The sequence below is a fragment of the Citrobacter europaeus genome (assembly GCF_037482245.1).
Taxonomy (GTDB): domain Bacteria; phylum Pseudomonadota; class Gammaproteobacteria; order Enterobacterales; family Enterobacteriaceae; genus Citrobacter; species Citrobacter europaeus.
On the sequence record NZ_CP148084.1, the window covers coordinates 3,587,922 to 3,603,451 of the forward strand.

The 15,530-nt window shown below is 50.8% G+C and carries 17 protein-coding genes; 11 read left to right on the top strand and 6 right to left on the bottom strand.

What is annotated here, in order from left to right:
- Positions 1 to 2: 2 nt before the first annotated feature.
- From mrdB to lipA, 6 genes are all read left to right on the top strand, one after another.
- Positions 3 to 1,115, top strand: coding sequence for a peptidoglycan glycosyltransferase MrdB (mrdB, locus tag WHR59_RS17000; protein WP_006685529.1), 1,113 nt, complete (start codon positions 3 to 5; stop codon positions 1,113 to 1,115).
- 10 nt (positions 1,116 to 1,125) lie between these two features.
- The gene (gene rlpA / locus WHR59_RS17005; protein ID WP_043015569.1) at positions 1,126 to 2,235 is read left to right on the top strand and encodes an endolytic peptidoglycan transglycosylase RlpA; all 1,110 of its coding nucleotides are present in this window, start codon (positions 1,126 to 1,128) and stop codon (positions 2,233 to 2,235) included.
- 142 nt (positions 2,236 to 2,377) lie between these two features.
- Positions 2,378 to 3,589: a D-alanyl-D-alanine carboxypeptidase DacA gene (gene dacA / locus WHR59_RS17010; protein WP_003022711.1), complete on the top strand. Its 1,212-nt coding sequence runs from the start codon at positions 2,378 to 2,380 to the stop codon at positions 3,587 to 3,589.
- A 106-nt stretch (positions 3,590 to 3,695) separates the two neighbouring features.
- Complete coding sequence (gene ybeD / locus WHR59_RS17015) at positions 3,696 to 3,959, top strand: DUF493 family protein YbeD (RefSeq protein ID WP_003022706.1); 264 nt, start codon at positions 3,696 to 3,698, stop codon at positions 3,957 to 3,959.
- 113 nt (positions 3,960 to 4,072) lie between these two features.
- Positions 4,073 to 4,714, top strand: a complete 642-nt coding sequence (lipB, locus tag WHR59_RS17020; RefSeq protein WP_042309816.1) for a lipoyl(octanoyl) transferase LipB — start codon at positions 4,073 to 4,075, stop codon at positions 4,712 to 4,714.
- A gap of 206 nt (positions 4,715 to 4,920) precedes the next feature.
- Positions 4,921 to 5,886 (top strand): lipoyl synthase, encoded by a 966-nt coding sequence (gene lipA, locus WHR59_RS17025; protein ID WP_003022702.1) that lies wholly within the window; start codon positions 4,921 to 4,923, stop codon positions 5,884 to 5,886.
- Positions 5,887 to 5,984: 98 nt separating this feature from the next.
- On the opposite strand, the gene tatE is transcribed toward lipA, so the two are convergent.
- Together tatE and WHR59_RS17035 are read right to left on the bottom strand one after the other, a co-directional pair.
- Complete coding sequence (tatE, locus tag WHR59_RS17030; protein ID WP_038638735.1) at positions 5,985 to 6,188, bottom strand: twin-arginine translocase subunit TatE; 204 nt, start codon at positions 6,186 to 6,188, stop codon at positions 5,985 to 5,987.
- A gap of 128 nt (positions 6,189 to 6,316) precedes the next feature.
- On the bottom strand, positions 6,317 to 7,105 hold the full coding sequence (locus WHR59_RS17035; RefSeq protein WP_087051573.1) for a deaminated glutathione amidase: 789 nt from the start codon (positions 7,103 to 7,105) through the stop codon (positions 6,317 to 6,319).
- 90 nt (positions 7,106 to 7,195) lie between these two features.
- Between WHR59_RS17035 and crcB the strand changes: the two genes are divergently transcribed.
- Positions 7,196 to 7,579, top strand: a complete 384-nt coding sequence (gene crcB / locus WHR59_RS17040) for a fluoride efflux transporter CrcB (protein ID WP_043015566.1) — start codon at positions 7,196 to 7,198, stop codon at positions 7,577 to 7,579.
- 51 nt (positions 7,580 to 7,630) lie between these two features.
- Here the strand turns inward: crcB and cspE are convergent, their stop codons facing one another.
- Together cspE and pagP are read right to left on the bottom strand one after the other, a co-directional pair.
- Complete coding sequence (gene cspE / locus WHR59_RS17045; RefSeq protein ID WP_000034825.1) at positions 7,631 to 7,840, bottom strand: transcription antiterminator/RNA stability regulator CspE; 210 nt, start codon at positions 7,838 to 7,840, stop codon at positions 7,631 to 7,633.
- A gap of 189 nt (positions 7,841 to 8,029) precedes the next feature.
- Positions 8,030 to 8,593: a lipid IV(A) palmitoyltransferase PagP gene (pagP, locus tag WHR59_RS17050; protein ID WP_043015565.1), complete on the bottom strand. Its 564-nt coding sequence runs from the start codon at positions 8,591 to 8,593 to the stop codon at positions 8,030 to 8,032.
- A 461-nt stretch (positions 8,594 to 9,054) separates the two neighbouring features.
- On the opposite strand from pagP, the gene dcuC reads away from it, so the two are divergent.
- The gene (gene dcuC / locus WHR59_RS17055) at positions 9,055 to 10,440 is read left to right on the top strand and encodes an anaerobic C4-dicarboxylate transporter DcuC (RefSeq protein WP_087053032.1); all 1,386 of its coding nucleotides are present in this window, start codon (positions 9,055 to 9,057) and stop codon (positions 10,438 to 10,440) included.
- A gap of 112 nt (positions 10,441 to 10,552) precedes the next feature.
- Here the strand turns inward: dcuC and dpiA are convergent, their stop codons facing one another.
- Both dpiA and dpiB read right to left on the bottom strand, forming a co-directional pair.
- On the bottom strand, positions 10,553 to 11,233 hold the full coding sequence (dpiA, locus tag WHR59_RS17060; RefSeq protein WP_003831279.1) for a two-component response regulator DpiA: 681 nt from the start codon (positions 11,231 to 11,233) through the stop codon (positions 10,553 to 10,555).
- The gene (gene dpiB, locus WHR59_RS17065) at positions 11,202 to 12,863 is read right to left on the bottom strand and encodes a sensor histidine kinase DpiB (RefSeq protein ID WP_080625563.1); all 1,662 of its coding nucleotides are present in this window, start codon (positions 12,861 to 12,863) and stop codon (positions 11,202 to 11,204) included. Before dpiB ends, dpiA begins: the two co-directional genes overlap by 32 nt.
- A gap of 389 nt (positions 12,864 to 13,252) precedes the next feature.
- On the opposite strand from dpiB, the gene citC reads away from it, so the two are divergent.
- Genes citC through WHR59_RS17080 form a run of 3 tightly spaced genes read left to right on the top strand, consistent with a single transcriptional unit; the run spans position 13,253 to position 15,527 of the window.
- Positions 13,253 to 14,329, top strand: coding sequence for a [citrate (pro-3S)-lyase] ligase (gene citC / locus WHR59_RS17070; RefSeq protein WP_047412710.1), 1,077 nt, complete (start codon positions 13,253 to 13,255; stop codon positions 14,327 to 14,329).
- Positions 14,326 to 14,622: a citrate lyase acyl carrier protein gene (gene citD, locus WHR59_RS17075; protein ID WP_003831276.1), complete on the top strand. Its 297-nt coding sequence runs from the start codon at positions 14,326 to 14,328 to the stop codon at positions 14,620 to 14,622. Before citC ends, citD begins: the two co-directional genes overlap by 4 nt.
- Positions 14,619 to 15,527 carry an aldolase/citrate lyase family protein gene (locus tag WHR59_RS17080; protein WP_338843320.1) on the top strand — a complete coding sequence of 303 codons (909 nt, stop codon included), beginning with the start codon at positions 14,619 to 14,621 and terminating at the stop codon, positions 15,525 to 15,527. Before citD ends, WHR59_RS17080 begins: the two co-directional genes overlap by 4 nt.
- Positions 15,528 to 15,530: the final 3 nt, after the last annotated feature.

Here is a 15,530-nt window from a genome sequence, read left to right on the forward strand (position 1 = left end):
TCGTGACGGATAATCCGAACAAAAAAACATTCTGGGACAAAATCCACATCGATCCCACCATGTTACTGATTTTGCTGGCTCTGCTGGTCTACAGCTCACTGGTCATCTGGAGCGCCAGCGGCCAGGATATTGGCATGATGGAGCGCAAGGTCGGCCAAATCGCAATGGGTCTGGTCATCATGGTCGTGATGGCGCAAATTCCGCCCCGGGTTTATGAGGGCTGGGCACCCTATCTCTATATATTCTGCATTATTCTGTTGGTGGCGGTAGACGCCTTCGGCGCCATTTCCAAAGGCGCGCAGCGCTGGCTGGATTTAGGTATTGTGCGTTTTCAGCCCTCAGAAATCGCCAAAATCGCCGTGCCACTGATGGTCGCGCGTTTTATTAACCGAGACGTTTGCCCGCCATCGCTAAAAAATACCGCCATTGCGCTGGTGCTGATTTTTATGCCCACGCTGCTGGTCGCAGCCCAGCCTGACCTCGGCACCTCAATTCTGGTTGCCCTTTCAGGTCTGTTTGTCCTGTTCCTTTCTGGTTTGAGCTGGCGCTTAATCGGCGTTGCGGTGGTTCTGGTCGCAGCGTTTATTCCGATACTGTGGTTCTTCCTGATGCATGATTATCAGCGTCAGCGCGTCATGATGCTGCTCGACCCGGAAACCGACCCGCTGGGCGCGGGCTATCACATCATTCAGTCTAAAATTGCTATTGGCTCTGGCGGGCTACGCGGCAAGGGCTGGCTGCATGGTACGCAGTCGCAGCTTGAGTTTTTACCGGAGCGCCACACGGACTTTATCTTCGCAGTCCTGGCGGAAGAGCTGGGTCTGGTGGGGATATTGATTCTGCTGACGCTGTACATTTTGCTGATTATGCGCGGATTATGGATCGCTGCTCGCGCGCAAACCACCTTTGGTCGCGTCATGGCGGGTGGCTTAATGTTGATATTATTCGTTTATGTCTTCGTAAATATTGGTATGGTGAGCGGTATTCTGCCCGTGGTTGGGGTTCCACTCCCACTGGTCAGTTACGGAGGCTCGGCACTTATCGTGCTGATGGCCGGGTTCGGGATTGTTATGTCGATCCACACCCATAGAAAAATGTTGTCGAAAAGCGTGTAAGGGGTACGCAATGCGTAAGCAGTGGCTTGGTATCTGCATCGCAGCAGGAATGCTCGCGGCGTGTTCGAGTGATGATGGTCAGCAACAGGTTGCTGTCGCGCCGCAGCCTGCGGTGTGTAATGGTCCGATTGTTGAAATCAGCGGGGCCGATCCGCGCTTTGAACCCCTGAACCCAACGGCGAATCAGGACTACCAGCGTGATGGTAAAAGCTACAAAATCGTCCAGGATCCCTCCCGCTTTAGTCAGGCCGGGCTCGCCGCTATTTATGATGCGGAACCCGGAAGCAACTTAACCGCGTCTGGCGAAGCGTTCGACCCGATGCAACTGACCGCTGCGCATCCGACGTTGCCAGTCCCAAGCTATGCCAGAATTACCAACCTGGCAAACGGCAGGATGATCGTCGTACGCATTAACGATCGCGGCCCTTATGGCAACGATCGCGTGATTTCACTTTCGCGTGCCGCTGCCGATCGTCTGAACACCTCCAACAACACCAAAGTACGTATCGATCCGATCATCGTCGCCCAGGATGGTTCCTTGTCGGGGCCGGGAATGGCTTGTACTACGGTCGCGAAACAAACTTATGCCCTGCCGGCACGTCCAGATTTAAGCGGTGGCGGCAATATGGGAAGCATGCCTTCGCCATCGGATGCAGGTCAGCCGCAAGGTGATATTCGTCCAATCAGCAATTCCACGCTGAAAAGCGATGATCCAACCGGCGCGCCAGTCAACAGCGGTGGATTCCTCGGTGCGCCGACCACGCTCGCAGCAGGTGTGCTGGAAGGCAGCGAGCCGACCCCGGCGCCACAACCGACGACCACCGCACCGGTATCGTCAACCGCGCCGGCAGCGACACCAGCAGCCGTCGCAGCACCTGCTCCAGCGGCAACCGCTAACGGACGCTACGTGGTGCAGGTTGGCGCTGTCAGCGAGCAGTCGCGCGCACAGCAGTATCAAAAGCGTTTAAGCCAGCAGTTTGGCGTCCCTGGCCGGGTAGTACAAAACGGCGCAGTCTGGCGTATCCAGATGGGGCCGTTCGCCAGCAAAACTGAAGCTTCCGCATTGCAGCAGCGTCTTCAATCCGAGGCGCAATTACAGTCCTTCATCACCGGCGTGTAATAACGTAAATCAGGTATCTGAACTGTCAGTTTCTGTAAATGACATTAACAAAGTCACGCGGAAAGTCAGATGCCTGCCAGTTATGCATTTGCTATAGTAGGGCACTTTTTTTAATTTCATCACGGACGTCGTAGTTCAGACCATGAAGACCACTTTTTCCGCTCGTTTCGTGCAGCGTATGGCGCTCACCGCGGCTCTCTGCGCAGCCTCTCTCTCTGCTGCCCATGCCGATGACCTGAATATTAAAACCATGATCCCGGGCGTTCCGCAGATCGATGCGGAGTCGTATATCCTGATTGATTACAATTCAGGTAAGGTTCTCGCAGAACAGAACGCCGATACTCGCCGCGATCCCGCCAGCCTGACCAAAATGATGACCAGCTACGTCATCGGCCAGGCGATGAAAGCCGGGAAATTCAAAGAAACCGATCTGGTTACCGTCGGTAATGACGCATGGGCTACGGGCAACCCGGTCTTCAAAGGTTCATCGCTGATGTTCCTTAAGCCAGGCATGCAGGTTCCTGTTTCTCAGCTGATCCGTGGCATTAACCTGCAATCCGGAAACGACGCGTGCGTGGCAATGGCGGACTTCGCCGCCGGTAGCCAGGATGCTTTCGTCGGACTGATGAACAGCTATGTGAATGCGCTGGGCCTGAAAAACACCCACTTCCAGACCGTTCATGGTCTTGATGCTGACGGCCAGTACAGCTCGGCTCGCGACATGGCGATGATTGGTCAGGCGCTAATTCGTGACGTGCCTAACGAATACTCTATCTATAAAGAAAAAGAGTTCACCTTTAACGGCATTCGTCAGCTAAACCGCAACGGCCTGCTGTGGGATAACAGCCTGAATGTCGACGGTATCAAAACCGGTCACACCGATAAGGCTGGCTATAACCTCGTTGCATCAGCAACTGAAGGCCAGATGCGTCTGATCTCCGCCGTCATGGGTGGTCGCACCTATAAAGGCCGCGAAACCGAAAGTAAAAAACTGCTGACCTGGGGCTTCCGTTTCTTCGAAACCGTCAACCCGCTGAAAGTAGGTAAAGAATTTGCCTCAGAACCTGCCTGGTTTGGTAACACCGATCGTGCGTCGTTAGGTGTTGATAAAGACGTCTATCTGACCATTCCACGCGGTCGCATGAAAGATCTGAAAGCAAGCTATGTGCTGAACACCACTGAACTGCACGCACCGCTGCAGAAAAATCAGGTTGTCGGTACTATCAACTTCCAGTTGGATGGCAAAACCATTGAGCAGCGCCCGCTGGTGGTTCTGCAGGAAATCCCTGAAGGGAACTTCTTTGGGAAAATCATTGATTACATTAAATTAATGTTCCATCACTGGTTTGGCTAAAAATCGAACACTTGAAAGTGTGATTTACGTCCCCATATACTAGGTATCCTGATAACTCCCACGCACTGTGGGAGTTATTATTTTTTGATGTAACGCCGGAGCTGACATGAAAACCAAACTTAACGAACTGCTTGAATTCCCTACTCCATTTACTTACAAAGTAATGGGGCAGGCGTTGCCTGAGCTGGTTGATCAGGTGGTTGAAGTGGTACAGCGCCATGCGCCAGGTGATTACTCTCCGACGGTAAAACCGAGCAGCAAAGGCAACTACCACTCGGTCTCTATCACCATCACTGCTACACACATTGAGCAGGTTGAAACGCTGTACGAAGAATTAGGTAACATCGATATCGTACGCATGGTGCTGTAAAAACCTGTCGGTTACCCGCTGCATCCCCGCTCGGGTAACCCCTCCCTCCTGTGATATACTTTTCCCCTCTTTAACATTCTCTACTCTGTGTGAGTATTTACGGAGATGCCGTTTTGTATCAGGATAAAATTCTGGTCCGCCAGCTCGGTCTTCAACCTTACGAGCCAGTCTCTCTGGCCATGCACGAATTTACCGATACCCGCGATGAAAACAGCCATGATGAAATCTGGCTGGTAGAGCATTATCCTGTCTTTACCCAGGGTCAGGCAGGTAAAGCAGAACACGTACTGATGCCCGGAGATATTCCGGTGATCCAGAGCGATCGTGGCGGCCAGGTGACCTACCACGGGCCGGGCCAGCAGGTCATGTATGTGCTGTTAAACCTGAAGCGTCGTAAACTTGGCGTTCGCGAACTGGTTACGCTGTTAGAGCAAACCGTCGTCAATACCCTGGCGGAAATCGGCATTGACGCTCACCCGCGAGCCGATGCGCCTGGCGTTTACGTTGGAGAGAAGAAAATCTGCTCTTTGGGGTTACGTATTCGTAAAGGATGTTCATTTCACGGCTTAGCGCTTAACGTGGATATGGACTTGTCGCCTTTCCTGCGTATCAATCCTTGTGGTTATGCCGGAATGGAGATGGCAAAAGTATCGCAGTGGGATAGCGCGGCCACCACTGAGAGCATTCGCCCACGCCTGCTGGCCAACATTCTGGCGCTGTTGGGTAACCCACCGCACGAATACGTTGCGGACTAAAAATGCGGTCATACTTTGCCACGGCATATGTTGTGGCAAATGGCACAAAACAACAACTATTTTACATTTTGCCAGCCTGTCAGGCTGCTTTCTGGCCCGTTTCAATGATATACTGCGTATCACTAATTCAAAAATAGTTGATAAATGCAACATTCCCTTGAATTGAAACGCTTTCCTTCGTAATTCGCAACTGGAACACGCAAGCTATGAGTAAACCCATTGTGATGGAACGCGGTGTTAAATACCGCGATGCCGATAAGATGGCTCTTATCCCGGTAAAAAATGTGGCAACAGAGCGTGAAGCCCTGCTGCGTAAACCGGAATGGATGAAAATAAAACTGCCAGCGGACTCCACTCGCATCCAGGGCATCAAAGCGGCAATGCGCAAAAATGGCCTGCACTCTGTCTGCGAAGAAGCTTCCTGCCCTAACCTGGCTGAATGTTTCAATCACGGCACTGCAACCTTTATGATCCTCGGCGCAATCTGTACCCGCCGTTGCCCATTCTGCGACGTTGCCCATGGCCGTCCGGTTGCTCCTGATGCTAACGAGCCGTTAAAACTGGCTCAGACAATTGCGGACATGGCGCTGCGCTATGTGGTCATTACCTCCGTTGACCGCGACGATCTGCGTGACGGCGGCGCCCAGCACTTTGCTGACTGCATCACCGCTATTCGTGAGAAAAGCCCGTCGATTAAAATCGAAACGCTGGTGCCTGACTTCCGTGGTCGTATGGATCGCGCGCTGGATATCCTCACCGCCACACCGCCGGACGTGTTTAACCACAACCTCGAAAACGTACCGCGTATTTATCGCAATGTACGCCCTGGGGCTGACTATAACTGGTCGCTGAAGCTTCTGGAACGTTTCAAGGAAGCACACCCGGAGATTCCGACCAAGTCGGGTCTGATGGTGGGTCTGGGCGAAACCAATGCTGAAATCATTGAGGTCATGCGCGACCTGCGCAGCCATGGCGTGACTATGCTGACGCTGGGGCAGTATTTACAACCAAGCCGCCATCACCTGCCGGTGCAACGCTATGTAAGCCCGGATGAGTTCGATGAGATGAAAGCAGAAGCTATGGCTATGGGCTTTACCCATGCTGCGTGTGGTCCATTCGTTCGCTCTTCATACCATGCTGACATGCAGGCCAAAGGGCTGGAAGTGAAGTAATCGTGTAATAATCACTTACATATCAGCAATAAAAAAACCGGCAAATCGCCGGTTTTTTTTCATTCAGAGTTTGCAGTATGAGCATCATGCTCCTGACATTACTCTTTATGAGAAAGCTTCTCAGCCTGAACGCTACCATCAGCCTCTTTCCTGGCATCGGTATTATCGTCGTTCATCGCTTTCTTGAAGCCCTTGATTGCCGTTCCCAGGTCTCCACCCAGTGTACGTAACTTCTTGGTACCAAACAGCAGAACAACCAGTGCGGCAACCACCAGCAGTTTGGTAATACTAATCTCACCCATAGATACCTTCTTGACTTAAACCAGGCTGCATAAAGCGCCATATTAACCTGAGAATATTAACGGCCTTTCGACGCGCGCACACAATAGCAATCTGTAACAAGGTGAATCAAGCCTTGTTTAAAAAAACGTCATAATAATTGCGGTGGCGCAAAGCGTCGGTTACTTAACACCGGAAGTTGCGCCCTGACCTGCCTCACCCGCTCGCCGGAAACCTCGGCTATGATTAGCGCGGGCGTTTCTGCCGCTGCTGCAATGGTCACGCCTAAAGGATCGATAACCCGACTTTGGCCAATATTCTTGTTACCGCACTCTCCAGCTGCCACCAGATAACACGTGGCATCCAGCGCTCTTGCTGCCAAAAGTGTAGCCCAGTGATGCTCTTTTAACGATCCCCGCACCCAGGCCGCGGGTAAAACGAGGATTTCAGCCCCCTGCAGTGCGTGCGCCAGCGCCAGCTCGGGGAAGCGCAGGTCATAGCAGGTCATTAGCCCTACTTTTAATCCGTCTACGTCCAGCAGCGGCGCGATGGCGTCCCCTGCATCCACATTACGTGATTCTTGAATGGAAAAGGCGTCATAGAGATGTAATTTCGCGTAATGGGCCACAACCTGCCCTGCCCGTAATGCCACCAGCATGTTATAGGCACGACCAGGCACAGAGGGAACATGAATGGTCAGGATTGTTGTCATCTCATTTTGCGCACTTTCTCGCAACAAACGCGTCAGAAACCCACCTTCTAACAGTTGGGCTGATTTCACTGACATGTCAGGGTCAAAATCGTCACGCGCCAGCAATGCCTCCGGTAATACCAGTAGCGATGCTCCCTCGCCTGCTGCCTGAGACATCAGTAAGGCACAGGTTTCTGCATTTTTCTCCCATGAAGGACCCACGGCAAATTGCCCTGCAGCAACGAACATATTCCCTCCAGAAAACTTTGTTAAGCTCGCCAACAACGATTATTCAGCGTTACACTCACTCTCTATACAATCAAATAGCAGGATTACGCAGTGTTACAACTCCTTTTAGCGGTTTTTATTGGTGGTGGTACAGGTAGCGTAGCAAGATGGATGCTGAGCATGCGGTTTAACCCGCTGCATCAGGCCATTCCATTCGGTACGCTGGCTGCAAACTTAATTGGGGCATTTATCATTGGTATGGGCCTGGCATGGTTTAATCGCATGACAAACATTGACCCAATGTGGAAGGTACTGATTACCACTGGCTTTTGCGGGGGACTAACAACATTTTCCACTTTCTCTGCAGAAGTGGTGTTTTTGCTACAGGAAGGACGCTTTGGTTGGGCTATGGTGAATGTGCTGGTGAATCTATTGGGGTCATTCGCGATGACCGCCCTCGCATTCTGGCTGGTTTCTGCCTCGCCCGCACATTAGAGCGAAAAAAACCCGCAATTAAGCGGGTTTTGAATGCTTGCTGTCGTATGCTTACAGAGCGATTACGTTTGCAGCAGAAGGGCCTTTGGCACCGTTAGTGATTTCGAACTCTACACGCTGACCTTCAGCCAGAGTTTTAAAACCATTGGTCTGGATTGCAGAGAAGTGTACGAACACGTCTTTGCTGCCATCTTCCGGAGTAATGAAACCGAATCCTTTGGACTCATTAAACCACTTAACGTTACCTTTAATCTTAGACATCAAAATTACCTTTACATGAAAAATAGACACAAATGCTGTGTCGGGTATCAGTACAACAATTGTGGTGCACTTTGTCCAGTCGAACTTTATCAAAAAGTGATAAATGTCGCGTTATTTTTCAGTTAAACTTCGTAACAATATGTTTTTAAAAGCATTTTTAATAAACCACCTGACAATACAGGTAGTCTATCAAAACTGGAAACGCATCCAGGCAAAGTAGACGTTGCCGTTGTTATACGTTCCTGGAATGTAGGTCATCTGAAACGTTGCCGGACCATAGCCAATTGATGCCAGCGGTAACAGCACGGGTACAGGAATGTAGTTCCAGTTATCACGCGCGGTAAAACCGGCGGTAAAACCGAGACCTGTATGGAAGTTTTCATCGGCCAGCGGCCGCCAGGTTTTTTCCCAGCCATAGCCGCCGATCGGTTCCCATTTATTGTAGGAATCCTTAAAGGCCATTATATAGAGCCCGTGCCAGTTACCTTTATCATCCCAACGGGATTGGCCAAATCCAGCCCCCCATGGGCGTTCATTGTAGCGATCCGTTTTGTCTTTATCGTAGGCAAAACGTGCATGCCACGTAATAGCAGGTACATACAGATCATAATGTTCCGGCTGCTGCCAGGTCTCACTAACATTATCTTTAAAAGTAGCGAACCAGCCTTTGTCTTCAGCAGCACCCTGGGGAATGAAAGCTAACTGAATAAAAAGAAATGAAAAAATGAGAAAATATCGTTTAGCGACAATCACAACTTAATTACCATCCTGGGATTTATTATTAATTATAGCAAACCCAACCTTAATGTTAGCTTAACAAAAAAACGCAGATAAAAAATCAGAATATTCCTCAGCTTATAAATTTTAAGATAATTATCCCTTTATTTATTGAGTCATTTCATAGGAACAATTTTCTCTTTATTGCCAATAAATAGCTCTTCCCTCCAGAAAACGTCAAATAAGACAACAACAAAATAACAATTAATTATCAATATTACCACAAAACAGACACACCAACGCCGCGCTTCACAGTTTTTTATTGTGAGATTCTTTTTTAACCACGATGCTGAAAAAATGGCTTAGCCATCGCTTGAATCCGTATTTTTATTGATTTCAATCAGCAAGAGTTATCTGTTTATTAGGCACATTCTGTCACCACTTTTTACTTTTTTTAGTTTTTTTACTTTCTGGGCAGCAATGCGACAGGGGAAACAATGTTGACATTTATTGAACTCCTTATTGGAGTTGTGGTTATTGTGGGTGTAGCGCGCTACATCATTAAAGGTTATTCCGCGACAGGCGTACTGTTTGTTGGCGGTCTGGTTTTACTGATTATCAGTGCGCTGATGGGTCATAAAGTTCTGCCTTCCAGCGCAGCAACGACGGGCTATACGGCAACAGACATTGTTGAATATATTAAAATTTTGCTGATGAGCCGCGGTGGCGATCTCGGCATGATGATTATGATGCTGTGTGGTTTTGCCGCCTATATGACCCATATTGGCGCGAACGATATGGTAGTTAAGCTGGCCTCCAAACCGCTGCAATATATCAACTCACCTTATCTGTTGATGATTGCCGCCTATTTTGTCGCCTGCCTGATGTCCCTGGCGGTTTCTTCAGCAACCGGTCTGGGCGTATTGCTGATGGCAACATTGTTCCCGGTGATGGTTAACGTTGGGATCAGCCGTGGCGCCGCAGCGGCCATTTGTGCCTCCCCCGCTGCAATCATCCTTTCTCCTACATCCGGTGATGTGGTGCTGGCTGCCAAAGCCGCGGAAATGCCGCTGATCGATTTCGCGTTTAAAACCACGCTGCCCATTTCCATTGCCGCCATCATTGCTATGGCGATTGCCCACTTTTTCTGGCAGCGTTATCTGGATAAAAAAGAGAACATTTCTCATGAAATGTTAGATGTGGCTGAAATCACCACTACCGCCCCTTCGTTTTACGCAATCCTGCCGTTTACCCCGATCGTTGGCGTCCTGATTTTCGATGGTAAATGGGGTCCACAGCTGCATATTATTACAATTCTGGTGCTGTGCATGCTCATCGCTGCGGTCCTGGAGTTCGTTCGCGGATTCAACACCCAGAAGGTTTTCTCTGGCCTGGAAGTCGCCTACCGTGGCATGGCGGATGCCTTTGCTAACGTGGTAATGCTGTTAGTCGCGGCGGGGGTTTTTGCCCAGGGTCTGAGCACAATCGGCTTTATCCAGAGTCTGATCTCTATCGCTACCTCGTTTGGCTCAGCAAGCATTATTCTGATGATGGTGCTGGTGATCCTGACGATGCTGGCAGCAATGACTACAGGCTCCGGTAACGCCCCGTTCTATGCCTTCGTTGAGATGATCCCTAAGCTGGCACATTCTTCCGGCATTAACCCGGCTTATCTTGTTATCCCGATGCTGCAGGCATCAAACCTTGGGCGCACAATTTCCCCGGTCTCCGGCGTGGTTGTGGCTGTCGCAGGGATGGCAAAGATTTCTCCGTTCGAAGTGGTGAAACGTACCTCGGTTCCGGTCCTGGTTGGACTGCTGGTGGTGATTATCGCCACTGAAGTGATGGTACCTGGCTCTTCTTCGTCCGTCGTTGGCGGCTGACACTCAGTTAAATGTAGGCCGGATAAGGCGTTTACGCCGCATCCGGCATTTCAACCCGTTGCCGGATGGCGATGCTAAAGCATCTTATCCGGCCTACGTCAGAAATCAGCATTTAGCCGCCGTGATAAATACGCTGCGGCCTGCCTACCTTCCCGTGAATAATCTCCGCAATAATCAAATGGCGGCTGGCACAATACTCCAGATAGCGTCTGGAGGTGGTACGGCTGATAGTAAGCGCCTGGGCGATCGTTTCCGCAGTATGATGTACCGTCGGATCGGCAAATAATTTCAATACCGCATTCAGCGTTAAGGCGTCAATCCCGGTCGGCAAATCGCCCTTCGGCTCGCCGCGCGCGTAGGCATTGAACATTTCATCAATCTGCTTTTGACTGGCGCTGTCATTGCCTGCCAGCATGCGTCTGCGCTGTTGATACCGCGTAAGCGTCTGCCCCAACCGCTCGTAAGCGATAGGTTTGACCAGATAATCAAACGCGCCGCTGCGCACGGCCTCGGAGACCGTTTCCATGTCGCTGGCCGCCGTGGTAAACACCACGCCACCCGGATATCGCGCCTGGGTTAGCTCATGCAACAACGTAATTCCCTTGCCGTCCGGCAAGTAGTTGTCGAGCAGTATCAGACCGGGCTTAAAACGCTCAATCATCATCCTCGCCTGCGCAAGATTACCCGCCAGCCATATCTGGCTAAAGCCCGGTATATGGCGGATATATTCAGCATGCATTTCCGCCAGTAGCGTTTCATCCTCAACGATCAACAGCGTTAATGGTTCCGTCATTATTTTTTTTCACTTTCGGAAGAAATAAAGAAAATAAGGTGCCGCAAGGGGAGTTATCTTCGAGCGTAATCACCCCGTTACAGCGCCTCACATAACTTGCAATCAGATACAAACCGATGCCATGTTCACCGGGTTCATCGGTACGGGTGCTCACACCCTGCTCAAATATTTTTTCACGCAATGCTTCCGGTACACCGCATCCCTGATCGGCAACTTCGATGATCACGTCATCTCCTTCATCGCTTAAATAGAGCTCGACGACCTTGTTGCCTTGCTGGGTGCGCAAGCTCGCTTCAAATGCATTATCAAGCAGATTGCCAACAATTGCTGCAAACTCTGTGCTGTCCAGCCCCTCGGGAAGTTGATGCAGTTGGCTGCCTGGAACGATGGTCATGGTAAGGCCCAACTCCCGCGCGCGCTGCACCTTGCCAAATAACAGACCGGCTACCTGACGATCGGCAAACGCGCCGCGCAGGCTGTCAATCAGTTGCTGCTGTGCCTGTGACTCCCCCTGCACCATTGCCAGTACCCGATCATATTCTTTCATTTGCAGCAGGCCGTTAATGGTCGACATCCAGTTCAGGTGCTCATGACGCAGCGTCCTCAGGCTCTCTACATACTGTTTGATCTGCGTTAATTGCGCATTAAGGGTAGCAATTTCATCTTTACTACGAAAACTGATGATTGCCCCAAGCAGTTCATCGCCGGAGCGAATCGCCTCACGGTTAGCGATAACGCTCAGGCCATTAAAGTTCACCATCGCGTCCTGTCGTTGTTCCGCAATCTGCTGGATGAAAAAGTCAGCCGGCTGAACCACCTCACTCACCGGTTTTCCCAGCCACTTTCGCCCAGGCGAAGACAGCCCCAGCATTTTCCTCGCGCTGCGGTTTATGGCGGTGATATACCCATCAGGATCCACGGCGATCAATCCTTCATACACCGAGCTAAATAGCGCTTCCTGCTGACGCACCACCCGCGCGATTTGCTTGGGCTCCATCCCCAGCATCTGCCGTCGAATATGGGCGGCAAAAAACCAGGAGAGCAGCATAAGTACCAGCAACAGCAGGATAAACACGCCTGCCATTGGGAGTAAGAAGTCAGAGCGCCAGCTATCAATTTTACTGATCAGATAGCCAATTGAGACCACGCCAATGATTTTGCCATCGTCATCAAAGATGGGCGTTTTGGCACGCATCGCCATCCCGATTGACCCTTTGCCGGTAATAAAGTAACTCTCCCCTTTTTCCAGCGCGCCGGGTTTCGTGAACTGCATCGGGTAGCCAATTTTTTCCGGATTCGGATGATAAAGACGGATAGAGTGGGTATCTCCGATAACCACATAGTCGAAGTCTGTCCCGCTCTGCAGTTTATCGGCAATGGTCGCCAGACGCTTGTAATCACGATGCTTCACCGCCGTGATGATACTGTCGTTAGAGGCGATGATTTTGGCCTGATTCATCGCCATATCGCGGACATGCGTTGCCAGATAATCTTCAAAGCTGGCGGTGAAGTATTGTGCTAACGCGGCGATAATAAAAACAGAAACGACCAAAATAAGCAGAAAGATACGCAGTGGAAACGCCAGACTGCGAAAAAAAGGAAACCGTGTTTTATTTTTCTGCTTTGCCATATTTCTTCCTCAGCGACGTTATCCGAAACTTATTTTTTATTGTAGTTGTAATGAAAATGTTTTATTTACAAGTCACGGTATAAAACAGGATCGTTGCAGATTCCCCACCTTAAATCAATTAAACAAATTAAAACCACACGCTATTTCGGAGTTAAATTAATTAAAAAACTTAAAACCATAAAACACATTAAAACCTTCTAACTTATTGTGAAATAAATCAAAAATTACCTCCAAAATACTCCTTACGATGTATGCAGCAGGGGAAAAAAGAAATACGTCGTAATAAAAAAACACCCCCTTCAATTGCAAACAAAACGTTATCAGGTTGCTAAACAGGGCAACAAAAACAGAAACCCAGTAACAAATATAGCATCGGGGCTCTATTTACTATGTTCGGTAATAATATATTCACGCAAGTTAAACGCTCAGAAAATAAAAAGATGGCGGCTATCGCGCAATTTCTGAAAGAGAATGATTTGAGCGTTGATACCACCGTCGAAGTATTTATCACCGTTACCCGTGATGACCGCCTGATCGCCTGCGGCGGCATTGCCGGCAATATCATAAAATGCGTCGCCATCTGCGAATCCGTAAGGGGTGAAGGCTTAGCGCTGACGCTGGCGACCGAGTTAATCAACCTCGCCTATGAGCGCCACTGTACGCACCTCTTCATCTATACAAAAACCGAGTACGAGTCGCTGTTTAAGCAGTGTGGTTTTTCTACTCTGACCAGCGTCCCCGGCATTATGGTGCTCATGGAAAACAGCACCACACGTCTGAAACGCTATGCAGAATCACTGGCGAAACAGCGTCGTGAAGGGAAAAAAATTGGTTGTATCGTCATGAACGCCAACCCCTTCACCAACGGACACCGTTTTCTGATCCAACAGGCGGCCGCGCAATGCGACTGGCTGCATCTGTTTTTGGTGAAAGAAGATACCTCGCGTTTTCCGTATGAAGACCGACTGGATCTGGTGCTTAAAGGGACCAAAGACATTCCACGTTTAACCGTACATCGCGGTTCGGAATACATCATTTCCCGCGCCACGTTCCCGTGCTACTTCATCAAAGAGCAGAGCGTTATTAACCACTGCTACACCGAAATAGACCTGAAAATCTTCCGTCAGTATCTGGCCCCGGCTCTCGGCGTTACGCACCGCTTCGTCGGTACGGAGCCGTATTGCACCGTCACCTCCCAGTACAACAATGATATGCGCTACTGGCTGGAGACCCCAACGCTTCCCGCCCCACCGATTGAACTGGTGGAAATTGAGCGGCTGTGCTTCCAGGAGATGCCGATTTCCGCCTCCTGGGTGCGCAAGCTGCTGGTTAAAAAAGATCTCACGGCTATCGCATCCCTGGTCCCTGACGCCACGCTGCATTATCTGCAAAGCATGGTTGAGCGAGCCTCATCGGGTGCGGCAGTCCGCCAAAATACCCCCGCATTAGCAACAGGTGAAAAATGAAAATAAACCAGGCAGCCGTCGCAGGCACACTCGAGTCCGGTGATGTGATGATTCGCATCGCCCCGCTCGATTCGCAGGATATTGACCTGCAGGTTAACAGTAGCGTCGAAAAGCAGTTCGGTGATGCCATTCGGGCCACCATCCTGGACGTTCTGTCCCGCTACAACGTACGCGGCGTGCAATTAAATGTTGATGATAAAGGCGCACTGGACTGCATTTTACGTGCGCGACTGGAAGCACTACTGGCCCGCGCTGGCGGTATTCCGGCACTGCCATGGGAGGATTGCCAGTGATTAGCGAATCTTTGCAGCAACGTAAAACCCGTACCCGCCGCAGCATGCTGTTCGTACCGGGTGCCAATGCCGCCATGGTCAGCAACTCGTTCATCTACCCGGCAGATGCGCTGATGTTCGACCTCGAAGACTCCGTCGCGTTGCGCGAGAAAGATACTGCTCGTCGTATGGTGTACCACGCGCTGCAGCATCCGCTGTATCACGACGTTGAAACTATCGTGCGCGTAAACGCCCTCGACTCCGAATGGGGCATTAACGATCTCGAAGCCGTGGTACGTGGCGGCGCAGACATCGTGCGTTTACCGAAGACCGATACCGCGCAGGATGTTATCGACATCGAAAGCGAAATCCTGCGTATCGAGAAAGCCTGTGGCCGTGAACTCGGCAGCACTGGTCTGTTAGCCGCTATTGAATCGCCGTTAGGCATTACCCGTGCGGTAGAAATTGCCCACGCTTCCGAGCGCCTGATCGGTATTGCCCTGGGCGCGGAAGATTATGTGCGTAACTTGCGCACTGAACGCTCCCCGGAAGGGACTGAACTGCTGTTTGCCCGCTGCTCTATTTTGCAGGCGGCACGCTCTGCCGGCATTCAGGCGTTCGACACCGTGTATTCCGATGCCAACAACGAAGCAGGTTTCCTGCACGAAGCCTCACACATCAAGCAGTTGGGTTTTGACGGCAAGTCGCTCATCAACCCGCGCCAGATCGAACTCCTGCACAACCTGTACGCCCCGACGCGTAAAGAGCTGGCTCACGCGCGCCTGGTGGTAGAAGCCGCTGAAGCCGCCGCTCGCGAAGGCCGTGGCGTAGTTTCCCTGAACGGCAAAATGGTCGACAGCCCGGTTATCGAGCGCGCCCTTCTGGTTATCTCCCGTGCAGAACTTTCCGGCATTCGCGAAGAATAAGGC